Annotated in this window: 18 protein-coding genes; all 18 read left to right on the top strand. The window is 28.6% G+C overall.

Features of this window, described 5'->3' with window-relative positions:
* Nucleotides 1–21: 21 nt before the first annotated feature.
* The 18 genes from L1S46_RS18560 (at nucleotide 22) to L1S46_RS18475 (ending at nucleotide 21,740) form a co-directional block, all read left to right on the top strand.
* Nucleotides 22–825, top strand: a complete 804-nt coding sequence (locus L1S46_RS18560) for an N-acyl homoserine lactonase family protein (protein WP_012058330.1) — start codon at nucleotides 22–24, stop codon at nucleotides 823–825.
* A 468-nt stretch (nucleotides 826–1,293) separates the two neighbouring features.
* Nucleotides 1,294–1,770 carry a GNAT family N-acetyltransferase gene (locus L1S46_RS18555; protein ID WP_238859023.1) on the top strand — a complete coding sequence of 159 codons (477 nt, stop codon included), beginning with the start codon at nucleotides 1,294–1,296 and terminating at the stop codon, nucleotides 1,768–1,770.
* 570 nt (nucleotides 1,771–2,340) lie between these two features.
* Nucleotides 2,341–3,141 carry a histidinol-phosphatase HisJ gene (gene hisJ / locus L1S46_RS18550; protein WP_023976199.1) on the top strand — a complete coding sequence of 267 codons (801 nt, stop codon included), beginning with the start codon at nucleotides 2,341–2,343 and terminating at the stop codon, nucleotides 3,139–3,141.
* A 41-nt stretch (nucleotides 3,142–3,182) separates the two neighbouring features.
* Nucleotides 3,183–3,788: a YdcF family protein gene (locus L1S46_RS18545; protein WP_039771945.1), complete on the top strand. Its 606-nt coding sequence runs from the start codon at nucleotides 3,183–3,185 to the stop codon at nucleotides 3,786–3,788.
* 412 nt (nucleotides 3,789–4,200) lie between these two features.
* Nucleotides 4,201–4,518 (top strand): metalloregulator ArsR/SmtB family transcription factor, encoded by a 318-nt coding sequence (locus L1S46_RS18540; protein WP_023976197.1) that lies wholly within the window; start codon nucleotides 4,201–4,203, stop codon nucleotides 4,516–4,518.
* Between the two features lie 73 nt (nucleotides 4,519–4,591).
* Entirely contained in the window at nucleotides 4,592–4,978 is a 387-nt protein-coding gene (gene arsD, locus L1S46_RS18535) for an arsenite efflux transporter metallochaperone ArsD (RefSeq protein WP_023976196.1), read from the top strand.
* Between the two features lie 55 nt (nucleotides 4,979–5,033).
* Nucleotides 5,034–6,782: an arsenical pump-driving ATPase gene (arsA, locus tag L1S46_RS18530; protein WP_023976195.1), complete on the top strand. Its 1,749-nt coding sequence runs from the start codon at nucleotides 5,034–5,036 to the stop codon at nucleotides 6,780–6,782.
* A gap of 26 nt (nucleotides 6,783–6,808) precedes the next feature.
* A complete protein-coding gene (locus L1S46_RS18525; RefSeq protein ID WP_023976194.1) occupies nucleotides 6,809–7,222 on the top strand; it encodes an arsenate reductase ArsC in 414 nt (137 codons plus the stop codon).
* 28 nt (nucleotides 7,223–7,250) lie between these two features.
* Nucleotides 7,251–8,300, top strand: coding sequence for an ACR3 family arsenite efflux transporter (arsB, locus tag L1S46_RS18520; protein ID WP_275299026.1), 1,050 nt, complete (start codon nucleotides 7,251–7,253; stop codon nucleotides 8,298–8,300).
* Between the two features lie 210 nt (nucleotides 8,301–8,510).
* Nucleotides 8,511–8,771 carry a DUF1883 domain-containing protein gene (locus L1S46_RS18515; RefSeq protein WP_012058339.1) on the top strand — a complete coding sequence of 87 codons (261 nt, stop codon included), beginning with the start codon at nucleotides 8,511–8,513 and terminating at the stop codon, nucleotides 8,769–8,771.
* A gap of 491 nt (nucleotides 8,772–9,262) precedes the next feature.
* Nucleotides 9,263–10,771, top strand: coding sequence for an IMP dehydrogenase (locus L1S46_RS18510; protein WP_023976192.1), 1,509 nt, complete (start codon nucleotides 9,263–9,265; stop codon nucleotides 10,769–10,771).
* Nucleotides 10,772–11,395: 624 nt separating this feature from the next.
* Nucleotides 11,396–13,282: an endonuclease MutS2 gene (locus L1S46_RS18505; protein ID WP_023976191.1), complete on the top strand. Its 1,887-nt coding sequence runs from the start codon at nucleotides 11,396–11,398 to the stop codon at nucleotides 13,280–13,282.
* A 743-nt stretch (nucleotides 13,283–14,025) separates the two neighbouring features.
* Nucleotides 14,026–15,279: an HD domain-containing phosphohydrolase gene (locus L1S46_RS18500; protein WP_023976190.1), complete on the top strand. Its 1,254-nt coding sequence runs from the start codon at nucleotides 14,026–14,028 to the stop codon at nucleotides 15,277–15,279.
* Between the two features lie 946 nt (nucleotides 15,280–16,225).
* Nucleotides 16,226–16,930 carry a response regulator transcription factor gene (locus tag L1S46_RS18495; RefSeq protein WP_017212614.1) on the top strand — a complete coding sequence of 235 codons (705 nt, stop codon included), beginning with the start codon at nucleotides 16,226–16,228 and terminating at the stop codon, nucleotides 16,928–16,930.
* Entirely contained in the window at nucleotides 16,905–19,061 is a 2,157-nt protein-coding gene (locus tag L1S46_RS18490; RefSeq protein ID WP_238900675.1) for a sensor histidine kinase, read from the top strand. The genes L1S46_RS18495 and L1S46_RS18490 overlap by 26 nt, the downstream gene beginning before the upstream one ends.
* A gap of 124 nt (nucleotides 19,062–19,185) precedes the next feature.
* Complete coding sequence (locus tag L1S46_RS18485; protein ID WP_023977037.1) at nucleotides 19,186–19,368, top strand: hypothetical protein; 183 nt, start codon at nucleotides 19,186–19,188, stop codon at nucleotides 19,366–19,368.
* Nucleotides 19,369–20,224: 856 nt separating this feature from the next.
* Nucleotides 20,225–20,566 carry a hypothetical protein gene (locus L1S46_RS18480; protein ID WP_039771948.1) on the top strand — a complete coding sequence of 114 codons (342 nt, stop codon included), beginning with the start codon at nucleotides 20,225–20,227 and terminating at the stop codon, nucleotides 20,564–20,566.
* 118 nt (nucleotides 20,567–20,684) lie between these two features.
* Nucleotides 20,685–21,740: an alpha/beta hydrolase gene (locus L1S46_RS18475; RefSeq protein WP_343217277.1), complete on the top strand. Its 1,056-nt coding sequence runs from the start codon at nucleotides 20,685–20,687 to the stop codon at nucleotides 21,738–21,740.
* The last annotated feature ends 27 nt before the right edge of the window (nucleotides 21,741–21,767 follow it).

Genomic DNA, 21,767 nt, shown 5'->3' with positions numbered 1-21,767 from the left:
AAATATGGGAGGAAATAATTTATGAAAGTGTATGTTTTAGATACGGGATATTTAGAAACTGATAAGAACAATGTAGTTGGTGGGGCTACTATGGGAACATATAGCCAACCGCATGTACAAAATAAATGGATTAAGCTACCTGTAATGTCTATTTTAATTGATCATCCAGATGGAAAAATATTATATGATGTAGGAAGCAATCCAGAAGCTATGAATGGTTATTGGCCAAAAAACCTTCAAGAAGTTTATCCATTATATCAAACAAAAGAACAAAGACTAGAAAATCAATTGGCTTTATGTGGTACAAAGCCAGAAGAAATAAAGAAAGTAATAATTTCTCATATGCATTTAGATCATGCAGGAAATTTAGATATGTTTAAACATGCAGATGTATATGTACCAAAGGCAGACTTTATGCAAGCTCAAACTCAAGTAAGGTTAAATGAAAATCCGTTAACACACGGAGGATATATTAAAGCTGATATGGATGTTTCAGTAAAGCAATATCATTTAGTTGAAGAGGATTTTGAATTTGCAAAGGGCATAGAAATAGTAAATTTACCAGGTCATACACCAGGATTACTTGGAATAGTAGTTCATTTAGAAAATGAAGGTACATTAATATTCCCACAAGATTGTGTTTATAGTTCAGAAATTTATGGTCCACCAGCTAAGGCATCAGGATTACTTTATGATAGTCTTTCTTTCTTTAAATCAATTGAAAAAGTAAGAGCGTTAGAGAAAAAATATGACGCAAAAGTATTTTTTGCTCATGATGAGGAGTTCTTTAAAACAATAAAACTTGCTCCTGAGTTTTATGAATAAAAAGTAGTAAATAGATAACCACAGTGAAAGTTATAGTAATGTGGTGACTAACCGAAATTCTATATATGTTTGTTCCATAGAACTATAAAAATTTTGCTGAAAGGCAGTTAATGTAGGGTTGTATCCATATGTGCATGCTCCTAATTTTATTAGGACAAGTAAACTTGGAACAACCCTACATTAATTATTTTCATCAGCTTATTTTCTAATGACTGCTCCATATTATGACATTGAAGTTACAAGCATATATGGAATTTCTTTGTTTTTATATGCATTTAAGTATAGTAAATGTTTAATGGAATTTTGTATGTGATTTACTCTATTGTTTAGACAAAACAATAAAAATACTATGTAACATAATATTTAAATGCTAAAATATAAGTAAAGAATAAAATATAAAAATAAAATACACTATCAGATATAGATTTGATATTTTTTTGAATGTGTCTGGATATATGGAGGAAAGAAATGAGTAATATTAATAATGATACTAATTTAGGAAACATAAGAAAAGCAAGAATTGAAGATTTGGAAACCATAGTAAAATTTAATTACAATTTAGCAAAAGAAACAGAGGATAAAGAACTTAATTTAGAAATTTTAAGCAATGGTGTTAGAGCGATGATTGAAGATTCATCAAAAGGACAATACTATGTTTATGAAATAAATGGCAGAGTAGTTGGACAAATTATGTTTACATATGAATGGAGTGATTGGAGAAATGGTATGTTTCTTTGGGTACAAAGTGTATATGTAGATTCTGAGTATAGAAAAAAAGGCATTTATAAGAAGTTGTATCATAATGTTAAAAATATATGTGATAATAATGATGGAATAGCTGGCATAAGATTGTATGTAGAAAAAGAAAATATAAATGCTAAAGCAACGTATGAATCACTTGGGATGAGCGAGTGTAATTATAATATGTATGAATATGAAAAGTAATTATTTACATTATTAAGATAAGTAATCATATATGACTAGATTGCTGCTTAATAGCTGTAAATAATAGTTAAGTTAGCGGAAAACTGCAATTTTCATTAAAGACAGCTTCTATAAGTTTTGTTCATATATAGATGAACATATTAACAAAGTTGCAAAACTTTAAGTTCATATTTTCACTAGAAATCATAAATATATTTGTGAAGAAAACATTTGAAAATGAGCTGTTAAAGGTTCTTAGCTGTAGGTTGTTCCAATTTAGCTTGTCAAACTGAAAGTTGGAGCATGCTAAAGTGGATACAACATGCTGCTTAGAACCTTCAGCGATATTTTCATAGCTTTTCGGAATCAAAATATTTATGATTTCGGTAAGTTACCACCTAAATTTAGTTTTAGAGATGGATATCTATATATGTTGCAATAATAAACTTACATTTAAACTTCTAGTATGCTAAGTGCCCTATTAAGGCAAAATGTAGAAACTTAATTGCAACATATATAAATCATATTTTACAATAGAAGGGAAGTGAGAATTAAAGGAGAGCGTATTAAATCCTCTCTTTTAATAATATTATGAATAATAAAAGGATAGTAAGAGATGGACATATGCACTCGCCATATTGTCCTCATGGAACTAAAGATAGTTTTGAAATGTATGTTGATAAAGCATTAATAGAGGGATTAGAGGAAATAACATTTACTGAACACATGCCTTTTCCATGTTATTTTATAGATGACAAAGAATTTCAAGATGAATGTGCTCCAAATGAAGAAGTAATAGAGAAGTATTTTAAGGATGTTGAAGAAATAAAATTAAAATATAAAGACAAAATCAAAATAAATATAGGACTAGAAGTTGATTTTGTTGATGGATATGAAGAAGGAACTAAAAGACTACTTAATTCCTATGGTCCAAAATTAGAAGATGGGCTAATTTCTGTACATTTTATAAAAATGGATAATGAATATGTGGCTATTGATGGAAAAGAAGGCTTTGAAAGAGCTTTAGAGTTTTATGGTACCACTGAAAAAGTTTATGATAAGTATTATGAGACTTTGCTTAAAGCAATAAAATCAGACTTAGGAAAGTATAAGCCTCATCGTGTAGGGCATCCCAATTTAATTAGAATTTTCAATAAATTATACCCATTAGAATATAAAAACAAAGAACTTTTAGAAGAAATAGTAGGAGAAATTAAATCAAGGAATTATGAAGTAGATGTAAATACAGCTGGCCTTAGAAAGCCATATTGCGGTGAAATCTATGTATCAGATATTTTTAAACAGTTGATAGATGAGTACGGGATTAAAAAAGTATACGGATCAGATTCTCACACAGCAAGTGATGTTGGAAGAGATTTTGATAAAGAATAAATTTCAGATAGCAGCCGTAAAACTATATTGAGGAGTGAGGTATGTCATTAGAAGGTATTAATTTTATTAAAGAAATTACATCTTTTATTTTTGTTGAGGATAAACCAGAAAAATGTGATATTATTTTTGTACCTGGCAGCTCATGGTCGGAGCCAGCAGAAAAAGCTTCAAAACTTTGGATAGATGGATATGCACCATACATACTTCCATCAGGAAAATATAGCATGTCAAAAGGATACTTTGCAGGACCAATAACTAAGGCTGAAATATATAGTGGATCATATAACACTGAATGGGAGTTTATGAGAGAAATAGCCATATCAAATGGAGTTAATAGTAGCGCAATATTAAAAGAAGATGGTGCAACTTGGACAAAGGAAAATGCCTTTAAGTCAAAGGAAGTTACTGATAACTATAATTTAGATATAAAAAAGGCCATAATATGTTGCAAATCATTTCATGCCAAGAGATGTCTCATGTTTTATAGTTATGCATATCCAAAGACAAAATTCTTTGTATGTCCAATAGATGTGGACGGAATAACTAAGGAAAATTGGTTCAAAACTGAGAATGGAATTGATAAGGTTATGGGAGAATTATCACGTTGTGGAGGACAGCTTAAGAAAGCAATTCCTACTTGGTCCTAAATATTTTATTAATTCTAAAAATATTACAAGAATTCTATCCTGAATTGTGCATTGTAACATATGTACTTTAAAAATTTTGATTTATCAACTCCTACCTTGAAATATCACACAGTATAGATAATTTTATAAAGAATTGATAATAATATTATATAATTCATGTTATGAATCCCATAAGAAGCTTGATAGTTGCTTATGGGATTATCTATTTTTAAAAGTTTTAAAATTTCATGGCTCAGTGAAAAAATATAGAGTATTTTGTAACAATAATTTAATTACTGAATAAAGTGACTATATAGATTGTTGTTTATTTAGTGTTAATAGAAAGTTAAAATATATTGTTTGGATTGACAATATATAGATGAAGTTTTATATTATATATAGATAGATGTCTATATAGGAGGCGTGAAATAGAATGAATTACGATGAAAATTCAAAAATTTTCAAAGCGTTATCTGATTCAAGCAGGTTGAAAATAATTGATATATTATCATGTGGTGAAAGATGTGCATGCGATATTCTAGAATATTTTGATTTTACTCAACCAACACTTTCTCATCATATGAAGGTATTAAGTGATTGTGGTCTTATAGAAGTTAGGAAGGAAGGACTTTGGAATTACTATAGCTTAAATTTAAATAATTGCAATAAACTTACTTTATTTATGATGAACCTTGTGACAGAAACAAAAGATTGTATTTGTAATAATAAGAGTAAATGTACTTGTAAATAAGAAGATAAAAACTAAATGTATCTGTAAATCAAATTTAAATATAAAAATTATGATTGTAAAGGAGTTAATAAAAATGAAAAAAATGATTATTTTTGATCCAGCTATGTGTTGTTCAACAGGTGTTTGCGGGCCATCTGTAGATAAAGAATTATTGAGAGTTTCAACTGCACTTAATACTTTAAAAAACAAAGGTATAGTAGTGGAAAGACACAATTTAACAAGTAATCCTCAAATATTTGTAGATAATAAAGTGATAAATGAAATTTTAAACACCAAAGGCATTGAAGCTTTACCTGTAACTATGGTAGATGGAGTAGTAGTTAAGGAAGGCAGTTATCCAACTAACGAAGAATTTTGTGTTTTATTAGGTATACCAGCAGATACTTTGAAGCTTAATATAAAGAAAGCCAGTATAAAAAAGCCTGCTAAAGGCTGTGGATGTAAAGGTGGATGCTGCTAATAATTAGGTTCATTAGGATAAATCGATACACTTAAGTAGAAGGGAAGAGTAAATTATGTTGAAACTGTTTGATATTGAAAAGCTGAACTTAACTAAGTATCTATTTTTTACTGGAAAAGGTGGAGTTGGTAAGACTTCAACAGCTTGTGCTGTAGCCGTGAATTTAGCGGATCAAGGAAAGAAGATTATGCTTGTAAGTACTGATCCAGCATCAAATCTTCAAGATGTATTTAATACAGAGTTAAATAATAAAGGAGTTCAAATAAAGGAAGTCCCAAACTTAACTGTTGCAAATTTTGAACCAGAAGCTGCAGCGGCTGAATATAGGGAAAGTGTAATAGCTCCATATAGAGGAAAGTTACCACAAGCAGTAATAGATAATATGGAAGAACAATTATCAGGTTCATGTACTGTTGAAATTTCAGCATTTAATGAGTTCTCAGCTATGATAACTGATGAAAAAGTATTCAATGAATATGATCATATCATTTTTGATACTGCACCAACAGGGCATACCTTAAGAATGTTACAATTACCTTCTGCATGGAGTGATTTTATTAATGAAAGCACTCATGGAGCATCATGCTTAGGCCAGCTTGCAGGACTTGAAGAAAAGAAAGAGATGTACAAAAGTGCAGTAGATACTTTAGCTGATGGAGAGAAAACAACGCTTGTACTTGTATCTCGTCCTGAAACTTCTCCACTAAAAGAGGCAGAAAGAGCTTCTAGTGAACTTCAAGAAATAGGAGTAAACAATCAAATATTAGTTATAAATGGTGTACTTCAAAATCATGATGATGAACTCTCAAGTGCTATTTATGAAAAGCAGCAAAAAGCTTTAAGTAATATGCCACCTAAATTTAAGGATATCGAAACTTTTGAAATTCCTCTAAGACCTTATAATATAACTGGGCTTGAAAACGTAAGAGCTTTCCTTAAAAAAGATTATATTAAAATTAGTGAGGAATCTTTAAATTCAGTGGCTATGCCAAAATTAAAAGATGTCATTGAGGATCTATATAATAGTAGCAAAAAAGTTATTTTTACAATGGGCAAAGGCGGAGTAGGTAAGACAACTATAGCAGCAGCTATAGCACTAGGACTTGCAAAAAAGGGTAAGAAGGTTCACTTAACAACTACAGATCCGGCGGCTCACTTGAAATTTGTATTAGATGAAAGCTATGGAATATCTTTGAGTAACATTGACGAAAAAGAAGAACTCGAAAAGTACAGACAAGAAGTTATAGGTAAGGCAAGAGAAAACAATATGACTTATGAAGATATCGAATATATTGAAGAAGATTTAAGATCGCCTTGTACTCAAGAAATAGCAGTATTTAGAGCTTTTGCTGAAATTGTTGAAAGATCAGAAAATGAAGTTGTAGTAATAGACACAGCGCCAACAGGCCATACTTTACTTCTTTTAGATTCAACAGAAAGTTATAATAAAGAAATTTCTAGATCAGAAGGAGATATACCAGAGTCAGTAATAAAATTATTGCCTAGATTAAGAAATGAAAGTGAAACTGAAGTAGTTATAGTAACTTTGGCTGAAACAACTCCTGTTTATGAAGCCATGAGACTTCAAAAGGATTTAGATAGGGCTCAGATTCATAGCAAATGGTGGATAATCAATTCAAGTCTTTATGCAACTGATACAACCAATGAAATCTTAAAGGTAAAGGCAAGTAATGAAATTCAGTGGATTAACAAAGTTGATGAAATTTCTAATGGAAACTTTGCGGTAATAGAATGGAAGGCAGAAGACGTAAGAGGAAATAACTTAATTAACTTAATTCAATAAAATTATTTTAAGGGGAGATAAAAAAGATGAAAACAAAAGTTGCATTTATCTGTGTCCACAATTCATGCAGATCACAAATGGCAGAGGCACTAGGAAAACTTTATGGAAATGATGTTTTTGAAAGTTATTCAGCAGGAACAGAAACAAAACCTCAAATAAACCAAGATGCAGTAAGGATCATAAAGGATTTATACAACATTGATATGAATGAAACTCAAAAATCAAAGCTTTTATCAGATATTCCTGAGGTGGATATAGTGGTAACAATGGGCTGTAATGTTCAATGTCCCTTTTTACCATCTAAGCATAGAGAAGATTGGGGCTTAGAAGATCCAAGTGGAAAAAGTGATGATGAATTTATAAAAACAGCTAAAACAATAGAAGAAAAGGTAAAAGAATTAGCCAGAAGAATTGAGAATAATGAAATTAAATTAGAATAGTAAATTAAAAATAGGGGGAATTTTAAAATTGAGTAATAAATCATCAAGGTTATCATTCTTAGATAGATATTTGACTCTTTGGATATTTGCAGCCATGGCGCTAGGAATATTGTTAGGATGGGGAGTACCAGCCCTATCGGAAGGATTAGCGAGTTTATCTATTGGAACAACATCAATACCAATAGCTATAGGCCTTATTGTTATGATGTATCCACCACTTGCTAAAGTAAATTATAAGGAATTAGGAAAGGTATTTAAAAATCCAAAAGTTCTTGGATTATCATTAGTACAAAATTGGTTTATTGGGCCAATTTTGATGTTCATACTTGCTTTTGTATTTTTAAAATCTGATTCGGAATTAATGACAGGACTTATTCTTATAGGACTTGCAAGATGTATAGCTATGGTAATTCTTTGGAACAGCTTAGCAGATGGAGATAGTGAATATGCTGCTGCATTAGTTGCATTTAATTCAATATTCCAAGTAGTATTTTATTCTGTATTTGCATACTTTTTCATAACTGTATTGCCACCTATTTTTGGACTTACAGGATATGAGATTCATATTTCCATGGGACAAGTGGCAACGTCTGTTGCAATTTATCTTGGTATTCCTTTTTTATTAGGAATGGTTACTAGACTTATACTAGAACCTATGAAGGGAACAGAATGGTATGTAAAAAAATTTGTTCCTAAAATTAGTCCATTAGCTCTAATAGCCTTATTATTTACAATTGTAGTTATGTTCATGTTTAAAGGAAAATATATTGTAGAATTACCTTTAGATGTTATTAAAGTAGCTATACCACTTGTAATATATTTCATAGTAATGTTTTCTGTATCATTTTACATTAGTTATAAGTCAGGCATAGATTATCATAAGACTACTACTTTATCTTTTACAGCTGCAAGCAATAACTTTGAACTTGCAGTAGCAGTTGCAGTAGCAGTATTTGGAATTCAATCAAGAGTTGCTTTTGCAGCAGTAATAGGACCATTAATAGAAGTTCCAGTAATGATAGGACTAGTAAATGTAGCACTTCACTGGGGAAGAAAATATTTCTCATATTCTAAATAGAAATGATATTGATAGTTACAGTTAATAAAAATATATAGAGCTTGTTGTGAAATATATAGAGTCATTAATTTATAAAATTTGCATATAAATCAATAGTTGTAAGGCTATAATAGTATAAATTGTGCTATTATAGCTTTATATTTATATGTGGAATCTATTGTATATTCGAAAGTGTTTTATGTAATTTAAGAAAGGAGTTTTAAAAATATTATGAAATATTCTTATGAGGAAGGTAATTTTAGAAAAGGAGATATACTAGGGATTACTATTGACAGAAAGGTAAATATTTATTTATTAGATGGTAATAATTTTATTAGGTATAGAAATAATAATAGTTTTAAATACTATGGTGGTCCAGTTGATAGCTCACCATATAATATTACAGTTCCAAGTTCTGGTCACTGGTATATTGTGATAGATTTAGGCGGAGGATCAGGAATTCTAAACTACTCTATAAAAGTATTTAGATAAAATACATATGTATTAGTTAATATGTTATTTAACTATAGATGTCCAAATTATTAATTATACTTATTATGTGAACATATTTACTATATATAAAGGGTTATCTTATCTAGAAATCATAAATATATTTGTGGAGAAAACATTTGAAAATGAGCTGTTAAGATTCTTAGTTGTAGATTGTTCCACTTTAGCTTGTCACACTGAAAGCGGGAGCATGCTAAAGTGGTGAAATCTGCAGCTTAGAATTTTCAGCGATATTTTCATAGCTTTTCGGAACAAAATATTTATGATTTCGGCAAGTTACCGCATAAATATAGTTTTAAAGTCGGATATCTATATATTAATAGGCATTATTTAGCGTACATTTATATATAAATTTAAAGTAAATTTTGGTAGTATTTTAAAATAAGTAAATAGATCTTGTTTTACATTGACAATAACAGGATAAATATATTATTATATACAAAATATCTAAAATGTAAAAGGAGTAAGATAAAATGGCATATTATTTTAATGAACCATCCCATACTTTTGGAGAATATTTATTAGTACCAGGTTACTCTTCTGTAGACTGCATACCACAAAATGTAAGTTTGAAAACACCTCTTGTTAAGTTTAAAAAAGGCGAAGAATCATCATTAAGCATTAATATACCTTTAGTTTCGGCGATAATGCAGTCCGTATCAGATGATAAAATGGCAGTAGCTTTAGCAAAAGAAGGCGGAGTTTCATTCGTATATGGATCTCAGTCAATTGAAAATGAAGCTGCTATGGTTGCAAGAGTTAAGAACTATAAATCAGGATTTGTTACTAGCGATTCTAATATCAAACCTGATACTACTTTGGAAGAAGTGGTAGAAATAAAAGAGAGAACAGGACATTCCACTATGGCAGTTACTGAAGATGGGACTCCAAATGGAAAACTTCTTGGGATTGTAACAAGTAGAGACTATAGAATAACTAGAATGGATTTAAGTACTAAGGTTTCAGAATTTATGACACCTTTTAGTGAACTTATATATGCTGATGCTAATATAAGCTTGAAAGAAGCAAACAACATTATTTGGGATAATAAATTAAATATGCTGCCATTAGTTGATAAAGATCAAAAGTTAAAATACATGGTGTTCCGTAAAGACTACTCAGCCAATAAGGAAAATTCAAATGAACTTATTGATTCACAAAAAAGATACATAGTAGGAGCAGGTATTAATACTAGAGATTATGCTGAAAGAGTACCAGCATTAATAGAGGCTGGAGCAGATGTATTATGTATAGATTCATCTGAGGGATTTTCAGAATGGCAAAGAATAACAATTGATTATATACATAAGAATTTTGGAGAAAACATAAAAGTCGGAGCTGGAAATGTTGTTGATAGAGACGGGTTCATGTTTTTAGCGGAAGCAGGAGCAGACTTTGTTAAAGTTGGAATAGGCGGTGGATCTATCTGCATAACTCGTGAGCAAAAGGGTATAGGCAGAGGGCAGGCAACTTCTCTTATCGATGTAGTTAAGGCTAGAGACGAATATTTTGAAAAGACAGGAGTTTATATTCCTGTATGCTCTGATGGCGGTATTGTCCATGATTACCATATTACATTAGCATTGGCTATGGGTGCAGATTTTATTATGTTAGGAAGATATTTCTCCAGATTTGATGAAAGTCCAACTAATAAAGTAAATATAAACGGAAACTACATGAAAGAGTATTGGGGCGAAGGCTCTAATAGGGCAAGAAATTGGCAAAGATACGACCTTGGTGGAGATAAGAAATTATCTTTTGAGGAAGGTGTTGATTCATATGTTCCATACGCTGGAAGTTTAAAAGATAATGTAAGTATAACACTTAACAAAGTTCGTTCTACAATGTGTAACTGTGGCGCTCTTACTATTCCAGAACTTCAAAAGAATGCAAAAATAACATTAGTGTCTGCAACAAGTATCGTAGAAGGAAGTTCTCATGATGTAATGTTAAAAGATAATCACTATAATGCTCAACAGTAAAGAGAATATACTATGAAGTAATTTCAAACTTACAAGATGCAGTTCAACTGTTTCGCAAGGAATTATAGAGAGTTTGCAAATTAAAATATGAAATTACTCATAGTTAATATTAAATGTTTTAATAATAAAAAATTAAAATTGACATTATTTAATCCATGTCATATCATATAGTATATAGATTTCATTGGAAGGAAGTATTTTTGTGAGTGTTTAGTATCTTAATTATAGTAATTTAATATTAATTCAAAAAAGAAGTATTTTATACTTTTATTTGTTGTTGAATTAATTATAACTATTAAAAGATACGAGCCACGAATTTGCTTTCAAAAGATAGGTATATTTCTATCTTTATTTGATGTTGAATTTTTTAGCTGTGGAGGTATCCACAGCTTTTTTGTTTATTTAAAAACTTAAACTATATATGTATTGCAATTGTTTTTACACATTTTGTATGCAAGAATTTACTTATCCTGAAAACATACTAAGTGTAATTTTATTATTGCAACATAGATAAATATTTGATGAATGTATACATTGCATTAAATATTGGTTTGTTAAGTAACTCTATTTTGAAATCTATAACCTTATTCGTGGCTTGAATATATAAGAAAAGGAAATGAAAAAATGAATAATGCCACATTAGAAAAATTAAATTATAAAGAATTAAAAGACATTGTAAAATCATTTTGTGTAAGTAACTTGGGAAAAAAGTTGATTGATAAATTAGTTCCAAGTAATAATATAAAACAAGTAAGAAGAATGATTAAAGAAACTTCTGAAGGGAGAAGACTAATCGATGCATCTTATCATATGCCCCTTGAAGGAGTATTTGATATATCTCCATTAATTGAAAAAATAGAAAAAGGTGGGGTTTTGGAACCTTCAGAAGTGATTACGGTAGGAGATTTTCTTAGAGGATGCAGAAAAGTAAAAGCATTCATTAAAGATAAAGAAGGATATGCAGAAACATTAAGTGCATATGGAGAAAATATTACAGACTTAAAATATATTGAAGATGAAATAAATATAGCTATTAGAGGAACCATTGTTGATTCTAATGCTACAAAGGAGCTTAAAAAAATTCGTAGGAGCATTGAGCTTTGTGAGGAAAAAATAAAAGAAAAGATAGAAAGATTTATTAAGAATCCAAGCAATAAAGAGTATATGCAAGAATTTTTTGTTAGTATAAGGAATGGAAGATATACAGTTCCTATAAAAGCTGCTTATAAAAATCATGTACAAGGGACTATAGTTGAAGCTTCTTCAAAAGGTACTACAGTGTTTATGGAGCCAGCTTCAGTGTCAAAATATACAACTGAATTAATAACTTTAAAGGCTGAAGAGAGCATTGAAGAATACAAAATATTATCTACCTTAAGTGAAATGATTTTTCAAAAGCATCAAGAAATAAAAATAAATATAGAAGTTATTTCAGAATATGACATGATACTTGCAAAAGCAAAATATAGCAAGGAAATAAACGGAATCGAGCCCAAGCTTAATGACTACGGTTATATAAAAATAATAAAGGGAAAATATCCATTAATTAAAGAATGCGTTCCACTGGATTTTGAAATAGGAAATAAATATAGAAGCTTAATAATAACTGGTCCAAATGCAGGCGGAAAGACAGTTGTATTAAAAAGTGTTGGATTACTTACTTTAGCAGCATTAAGTGGATTTCATATAAGTGCACATGAAAATACTGAAATTGCAGTATTTGATGATATTTTTGTTGATATTGGTGATAATCAGAGTATAGAAAATGCTTTAAGTACATTTTCATCTCATGTAAAAAATTTAGCAGAGATTTTAAAAGAAAGCAGTAGAAATTCATTATTACTTTTTGATGAAATTGGAAGTGGCACAGAACCAAATGAAGGAGCCGCACTTGCTATTGCAATTTTAGAAGAATTTTATCATAAGGGGTGCATTACAGTAGCAAGTACTCATTATGGGGAAATTAAAAACTTTTCGCAAAATCATCCAGACTTCGAAAATGCAGCTATGGAATTTAAAAGAGATACTTTGGAGCCATTATATAAACTTCATATAGGAAAAAGCGGAGACAGTAATGCCCTATATATATCAAGAAAAATGGGTATTAGTGATAATATAATTGAAAGAAGTAGAAAATATATTCAAACAAAAGATTATAATTATAATTTAGTAAAAGAAAGTAAAATTCCTAAAAGAGAAATAGAAAAATCCGAAACTCATGAGTATATTTATAGAGTTGGAGATAAAGTATTACTGCTTGATAAAGATGCAAGTGGAATTGTCTATAAAGAAATTGATAGATTAAATAATATAACTGTTTTATTTAATAATGAATTTATAGAAGTAAATTACAGAAGGCTTAAACTTGAAATTAGTGCTGAAGAATTATATCCTAAAGATTATGATATGAGTCAGCTATTTTCAAGCTATAAAGAAAGAAAACTTAATAGAGACATTGAAAGAGGATCTAAAAAAGGACTAAAAAAATTTAGAAAACAGGAAGGTATATAGATATCTAACGTTAAAACTTAGATTTATTCGATGACTCAACGAAATCAAATACATTTTTATTCCACAGAGCTATGAAAAATTTCGCTGAAAGCACTAAATAGGAGCTTGTATCCACATTAGCTTGCTCCCGTTTATAACGTGACAAGCTGATGAGGAACAAGCTTCAATTAAGTGCTTTTGGCAGCGAGATTTTCAAATGCCTATTTCATAAAAATGTATTTAATTTCTAGTATAGCAGTATATTCTAACTGTAAGTTGAGCTCTTAAATTGTCTATCTATAAAGTTAAAAAGTAAAGAATATAAGAATTTAGGAATAAAGGAATTTAAGAATCTAAGAACTTAAATTCTTAAGAAGGAAAGAACTTAAAAATTTGAAAGTGAAAATATTTTTAAAGAAAAAATATAAAAAGTTAACAATTTGTAGTGTTTTCAACGCTTTGAACAATTATATATAGTGTAAAAATAATTCTTCGTTATAATTCTCAAAGGATTACAAAAGTTTTAGCCGTAATTGCGAATTGCAATATATATATTAAAAAGAGGTTATCTTATAAAGGTGTATAAACCAATAAGATAATCTCTTTTTATAAAAAGCACAATAATATATTAATTCTTTCTAATTCAGGAAACATGTATTAAGTAAGCCTTTTTATTGGTAAATAATAATGCTATAATATGAACAGATTATTACACATGTCATAGGTGATAATTTTACTGTTACTGAATGAATTGGAGGAAACATATGAAGGAAAACTTGGAAGTTACATTAAAGCAAATGATTCATATCATTCATAGAGCTATTAATTCTGTGGACAAAAGACTTTTGAATCATGGAGAAAAAGTTGCATATATAATGTTAAATTTATTAAAAGCAAAAGGAAATTATAGTAATGAAGATATGCTTAAAATTTGTGTCATATCAATTTTTCACGATATTGGTGCATATAAGGTTGCGGAAAGAGATAAGCTTGTTGATATTGATGTAAAAACTCCGTTTGATCATGCTATCTATGGTTCATTATTTATAAAATATTTTTCTCCGTTACCTAATTTATATAATATAGTTCTAAGCCATCATTTTACGTGTAAGTATTTTAAGGACAAGCACATGGATATTCTATCTAAAGAAGGAATGATATTAAGTTTTGCCGATTATATTGATAGGGTATATTTATCAAAAAAAGAATTAACGAAAGATTTTATTAGGAATCATGCAGAAGAATATTCAAATGGATATATAGAATTATTGATGGAAGCAGATAGAAAATTTAATTTTATCGAAAAGTTAATAGATAAAACTTATGTTGATGAGTTGTATGATTTTTTTGGTACTAGAATACTTACAAGAGATGAAGTTGTATCGTATAGTAAAATGTTAGCTTATTCAATTGATTTTAGAAGTGAAGCAACAGTTAAACACACTATATTAGTAGAAGCTGTAAGTTTTCAAATTGCAAAGTTGTGTGGGTTAGATGAGAAAACTTTATCAAAAATTAAAATAGCAGCTGCACTTCATGATATAGGAAAGATTGCTATTCCAGTAGAAATTTTAGAAAAGCCTGGTAAACTTACAGACGAAGAGTTTGAAATTATGAAAAGCCATGCTATTATAGGATATGAGATTTTAAGTGATTTAAATATAGATGATATAAGAGATATAGGAACATTTCACCATGAGAAGTTAGATGGTGCGGGTTATCCGTTTGGACTAAAAGGAGACCAATTAACTAAAGAAATGAGAATAGTAGCAATAGGGGATATTACTAGTGCCTTGTTAGGAGTAAGGAGTTATAAAGAGGAATTTAGTAAAGATAGGATAATAAAAATTCTAAATAATATGGCTAAGGATAATAAAATTGATTTACATATCACTAATTTGCTTATAGATAATTATGATTTTATAATTGATGAGGCAAAAAAGCAGGCTAGTGATTTAATGGCAAAATATCTAAATATAACGACTGAATATAAACAATTATTAAAAAAATTCTCGTAAAAATAAGTGAATATCATATAATCCCAAGCAATTAATTATATGTGCTATATAATTAATTGCTTGGGATTTTTAGTTGAAAAGTTATTTTTCATAGGATTTCCAAATTTCTTTAGAAATTCTTTCGATTTAATTGTAAATTATCTTTATTTTTCAATTGTATATTTTAGTTGTAGCTAATCAGTATATAAAAAATAAATATGTTGTAATTGAGATTATAGATATCCAACTCTAAAACTAAATTTATGTAGTAACTTACCGAAATCATAAATATTTTGATTCCGAAAAGCTATGAAAATATTGCTGAAGGTTCTAAGCAGCAGGTTGTATCCACTTTAGCATGCTCCAACTTTCAGCTTGACAAGCTAAAATGGAACAACCTACAGCTAAGAACCTTTAACAGCTCATTTTCAAATGTTTTCTGCACAAATATATTTATGATTTCTAGTGAATATATGAACTTAAAGTTTTAGTAACTTTGTAAATACATTCATCTAATAAGTTGAACTCTTAATTTGGTTATCTATACATTTTGTTTTAATTTAACGTTTGGATTACTAGGAGTTAAATGCAAGTACATTATTGCAGCATATATAATCTAAGAATAGGAGGTGCTTATGGTAGAATCTTTAATTCTATAATTTACAATCAAATTTAATAAAATAAATTTAGTAGGAAAGTATATTTGTAAGTTTGGAAATGCTTCACATATGATATATAATAAATTTTATGTGAATTTTATTCCAAATTAAATAAGAATAGGAATTTTAATTTAGGTTATGAGATTAATTAAATATATATTGCAAAAATAATTCTTCATGACAATTCTAAAAATATTGCAAGAATTTTAGCTGTAATTATGAATTGTGAAATGTGAATTGTGCATTACAATATATATATGAATCAAATATTATTTGTAAATTATAGTAAGTGAGGGTGTTAAACAATAATGAATTTTTATAATGTTTTAATAGTTGAAGATGAAAAAGAAATATGTGATGGAATAGAGATATACTTGAAAAACCAAGGCTACAATGTTTATAGAGCAAGCAATGGAATAGAAGGATTGGAGATAATAGAAAATCAAACTTTGCATTTAGCAATAGTTGACATAATGATGCCAAAGATGGATGGAATAACAATGGTGATGAAACTCCGTGAGAATTATGATTTTCCTGTAATAATGCTTACTGCAAAATCAGAGGAGATGGATAAAATTCTAGGCCTTAATATTGGAGCGGATGACTATGTAACTAAGCCGTTTAATCCAATGGAGCTCATAGCTAGAGTCAATTCGCAGCTTAGAAGATATTCAAAATATTTAAGTGTTGTAAGTGGAGCTGAACAAAAAAGTAATGTATTTTCAATTGGTGGTCTAGAGTTAAACAATGATACAAAAGAAGTGATTCTTGATGGAGAATTAATAAAAGTTACACCAATAGAATTTAAAATATTACAATTGTTAATGAAAAATCCAGGAAGAGTTTTTTCAGCAGAAGAAATATATGAAAAAGTGTGGAATGAGGAAGCCATAAATACTGATACAGTAATGGTTCACGTTAGGAATATAAGAGAAAAAATAGAGATTGATACAAAGAATCCAAAATATTTAAAGGTGGTATGGGGAGTTGGATACAAAATTGAAAAACAGTAAAAAATCATATGTTACAAATTTAGTAACATTTATTATATTTTTAATAATGTCAGTAGGAATATTTAATATTTATCCTAACATGAGGGGATGGGCAAAAGCAGAGCCTAAATCTCCATTTGAAGAAGATGATTTCTTAAGAACTATTTATAAAAATGATTATGCTTTATATAAAGATCTTGTAGGACAGACAAACCATGAAGAATTATCAGGTGATAAAATTTATATATCATCCTATGATACACATAATGATACTGAGGATAATATTATTCGAAATTTTAACTATGAACTGAGTGAGTGGAAGAATAATTTGAATAATAACTATAAAAATCTTGATTATTTAGTGTATAGTGATGATATAAATATTACAAATACAAATAATGATTTAAAGGAATTAATATCCGATAGTGAAGTTAATAATTTAAATGATAAATATTCGTGGTACATGACCGTAAAATATGATAACACTGGGTTAATGTCAATAAGTAATATTTACGGTGCTGATGCAAATATCGTAAAAAATGCATTTTCAGGCCTAAATATAAGAGAAATTTGGGGCTATCCTCTTATTACTGAAGATAATGTTAAATTTAATTCTATTAAGAATGTAACTTTCATTTATGGAATTCCTAAAGACCTTAAATATACAGATGTCTTAAGCAGAAGGATAGATGAATCACAAAATAAAATGAATATTGCATCTGTGGTAGCTATCCTCTTAGGAATAGTAAGTATTATATTAATACTTAGTTTACTAATTCCTTATAAAAATGGTAAGGAAGTATTTGGAGTTAAATATTTCTCGAAAATTCCTTTTGAGATTAATTGCTTTATTTTTGGAGCAGGTGGAATTGTCATTGGAACTGTATTAGGACTTACGGTAACAGAAACTTTAAGAAATAGATTCGCTATAAATTTAATTGGCTCAAGAATGGATAAAAACCTTGAAAGTTATACAGTAATTTCAGTAAATATAATTATGTGGATGGCAGCTATTTATATTATATTTGCAGGTGTCATGTTATTAAAAAGCATAATAAATTTTGGAGTAATTAAATACTTAAAAGAAAACTTATTAATAATTAAGATTTCTAGGCAGATTAAAAAGCTATTCAGTAATGTATTTAATTATATAGAGCATATAGATTTAAATGATAAATCCAATAAGTTCATTATAAAAGTTATTGGCGTAAATTTGATAATAATGTTAATCTGCTGTATTTTCTGGTTTTTTGGAATAGTAATAGCATTAATTTATAATATGATATTATTTCATTCAATTAGAAAACAGTATGGAGATATAAGGAATAAGTTTAGTATACTTTTAAATGAAGCAGATAGAATTGCTGGCGGTAATTTAGAAGTAGAAATAGAGGATGATTTAGGATTATTCAATCCACTAAAAGATAGAATTGAAAAAATAAAAGATGGTTTGAAAAAAGCGGTAAGTGAAGAAGTTAAAAGTCAGAGAATGAAAACTGAACTTATTTCAAATGTTTCGCATGATTTAAAAACACCTCTTACTTCAATAATAACTTATACTGATTTATTAAAAAAAGATAATTTAACTGAAGAAGAAAGAAAATCGTATATTGATACAATTGATAAAAAATCACAAAGATTAAAATTTCTGATTGAAGACTTGTTTGAAGTAAGTAAGGCTACTAGTGGAGATATTAAGCTAAACTTAGTGAATGTAGATATTGTAGAATTAATGAGACAGACGCAAATTGAATTAGATGATAAAATAAAGGATTCAAAGTTAATATTAAAAAATAGTTACCCTGCAAGTAAGGTGATATTAAATCTTGATAGCCAAAAAACCTTTAGAATTTTTGAAAATCTAATAATAAATGTAGTCAAATATGCTATGAAGGGATCAAGAGTATATGTAGACATAATAGATCATGAGAAAAATGTAGAGATTACAATAAAAAATATGTCTGCAGAAGAGTTGAATTTTGATCCATTTGATATTGTAGATAGATTCCAAAGAGGAGATAAATCAAGGAATACAGAAGGATCTGGTCTTGGTCTTGCAATTGCAAAGAGTTTTGTGGAAGTCCAAGGTGGAACTTTTAATATAGAGATAGATGGAGATTTATTTAAGGTTGTAATTAAATTTAATAAGTAATGAGTAGATTTAATCTGTTGACAATAAACTAATGCAGCTTTACTAGTTAAGTGATTTTTAATATACTTATGTTAGACGGCAAAATCAAAAAAATAATAGGTTGTTAGTTAATAAAGGAGGCATTATGTTTACCAAGGAGGAACTTTTAGTAATTGAAGATGCATTAAAAATTGCAGATGCAGAATATATAAAGTTAATTGATGAAAACAAAAATAATAAAAACAGAATGGTTGCATTTAATAGAAAGCAAAAGAAGTTATGGTTAGTTCAAAATAAATTAAAAAAACTTAAAGAAGAACAAAATTAAATTTAGACTTATGCGATAATCTGCCGAAAGGACAGGTACTCTGTTGTTTCGGTTACTGAGAATAAGTTGAGGCTTTCTAACATCATAAGTTGCACCATTTCAGCATGCTCCCGAGACAAGCTTGTGACAAGCAAAATGGAACAACTTATGATGAAGAAATGCCTGCAACATATTCTCTAATGTAACACTGCACAAAAGAGTACCTGTCCTTTCTGATATAGCAGATTTTTCAAACTATAAGTATAATTCTCAAATTGGATATCTATAAAGAAGAGCAACATTAAATATAGTAGATTCATCTTATTGAAAAAATGATGAGTCTACTATATTTTTATGCAATTATACTTCACTTATTTCATGAATATATTTATAAATTTGCCCAAAGTTTAAGTTCATGTCTTTAACTAGAAATCATAAATATATTTGTGGAGAAAATATTTGAAAATGAGCTGTTAAAGGTTCTTAGCTGTAGGTTGTTCCATTTTTGCTTGTCACACTGAAAGTGGGAGCATGCTAAAGTGGATACAACCTGCTGCTTAGAACCTTCAGCGATATTTTCATAGATTTTCGGAATCAAAATATTTATGATTTCGGCAAGTTAACACACGTAATATAATTTTAAATTTGTATATCGGTTATAAGTTATTTGAATCGAATTGGTTTGCTAAAAGAAAGTTAACATATTATAATGTTTTAGTATGAAATTACTGTTTTATATTAAAAAAAATATATATATTGCAAAAATAATTCTTCATCATGATTTTAAAACTATTGCAAGAATTTTAGCCGTAATTGTGAGTTGTGAAATGTGCATTGTGAATTGCAACATATATAAATAAAAATAGGAGCGATATGTATGAATAAATTATTTCAAATTAAAGATTTAGAGTTTTATGAAGAGGATTTTGTTGATGATATAAAAGATTATGAAGACATAATTGGTATTATTGATGAATTAAGTGAAAATTTAAGTTATGAGATTATAGAAATTGCAGGTTCTAATGGGTGTTGTGATAAGACAAAGAAAAATTATCTAGTTGAGATAATTGGATATATTGATGAAAATGATGAGTTTATTACTAAAGAGGAGAGAGACGCTTTAGGAGTTATGGATCTAAATAAGAGATTTGATTTATTTGTTATAACAGTACATAAGTGTACAGCATGTAATAAGTGGGTAATTTCTATATTAGAATAATTATAGGATAATTAGCTGTTGATACAGCTTTTTCTTTTATAAAATGAATTAATGTATAAGAAGGGATGTAAAACAATTGGGGAAGCATAGAAATACTCAAAGATTTAAAATTGGTTTAATGCTAATTTCACTTATAGTACAGCTATTTGTAAATATAAATAATTTTAATATTAAAGTTAATGCTGCTGAAATAAATAGTAAATTAGATGAAATATATATATCTGAATCTAATTACAATGAAGATATGAAAAGTAAAGTCGAACCTTATATAAAAAGTAAACTGGAATCTGGATATATAGATGGAGATAAGGACGTTAAATTGTACTATGAAAAATACAATATAGAAAATGCAAAGGCTAATATAGTAATATCTCATGGATATACTGAGAGTTTAGAGAAGTATCATGAATTAATATATTATTTTTTAAAAGAAGGATATAATGTTTTCGGAATTGAACATAGAGGTCATGGCAGATCCGGCACACTTGGAATAGCTGATAAAACCCAAGTGAATGTAGAAAAATTCGATCAATATGTAACTGATTTTAAAAAATTTATGGATGAAGTTGTTATGCCCAATAATCAAGGTAAAAAGGTATTATTGTTTGCTCATTCAATGGGGGGAACTATTGGAACAAAATTCATAGAGGATTACCCAGATTATTTTGATGCTGCGGTATTAAGTGCTCCCATGCTTGAAGTTAACACCGGAAATATACCAAGATTTCTAGCTGATTTTATAGTAGAATTTGAAGTTGCTATTGGTAATGGTGGAAATTACGTTTTAGGTAAGAAAGCATATACACCAGAGTATAAGGAAAATGAGATTGGGACAAGTTCTTTGAATCGTTATAAATATAGTCATGAGATAGTAGCTAATAACAAAGAACTTCAAAGAGGTGGTGCTAGCTATAATTGGACAAAAGAAGCCTTTGATACAACAAAGGAAATTATAAAAACAGAAAATGCATCGAAAGTAGAAATTCCAATATTATTATTTCAAGCTGATAATGATACTTATGTAAAAGCAGAAGGACAAAATAAATTCGCAAGTAGCGCAAAGAATTGCGAAATAGAAAAGATAGAAAACTCTAGACATGAAATATATCTAGAAAAAGATGAAACTCAAAAACCGTATTTAAATGAATTATTAGATTTTTATGATAAAGTATAATTTTTTAAACAAAATATAGAAGCTTGT

Origin of the sequence: Clostridium sp. YIM B02500 (genome assembly GCF_022324665.1) — a bacterium.
In the GTDB taxonomy this organism is placed as follows: domain Bacteria; phylum Bacillota; class Clostridia; order Clostridiales; family Clostridiaceae; genus Clostridium; species Clostridium beijerinckii.
Note: the sequence above shows the minus strand (reverse complement) of the source record. Positions and strands in the feature narration are given on the sequence as shown.